The sequence below is a fragment of the Cohnella sp. GbtcB17 genome, from assembly GCF_019091135.1.
Lineage (GTDB): Bacteria > Bacillota > Bacilli > Paenibacillales > Paenibacillaceae > Cohnella.
The window spans coordinates 1-228 of record NZ_JAGXJW010000579.1; the positions used below are offsets into that span (position 1 = coordinate 1).

At 68.0% G+C, this 228-nt stretch carries 1 pseudogene; it reads left to right on the top strand.

Features of this window, described 5'->3' with window-relative positions:
- Positions 1-47: 47 nt before the first annotated feature.
- Positions 48-228 (top strand): annotated as a pseudogene (locus tag KVT38_RS35835) (alpha-L-fucosidase); the annotation flags it as partial.

The following is a 228-nucleotide window of genomic DNA, read 5'->3' on the forward strand; positions in this document are numbered from 1 at the left end:
CGGACGAGTGGTGGGAGACGTGTTTGACATGAAACCATCAATGGGCGTACCATTACGACCCCGCTACGTACAAGCCGCCGGTGGCGCTGCTCGACACGCTGCTCGAGGTCGCGAGCAAGGGCGGCAATCTGCTCCTGTATGTCGGCCCGCGTCCGGTCGGCACCTGGCCTGTGCCGGCGCTCGCGCGGCTGGAAGCGGTCGGCGCCTGGCTGCGGCATTCCGGCGAGG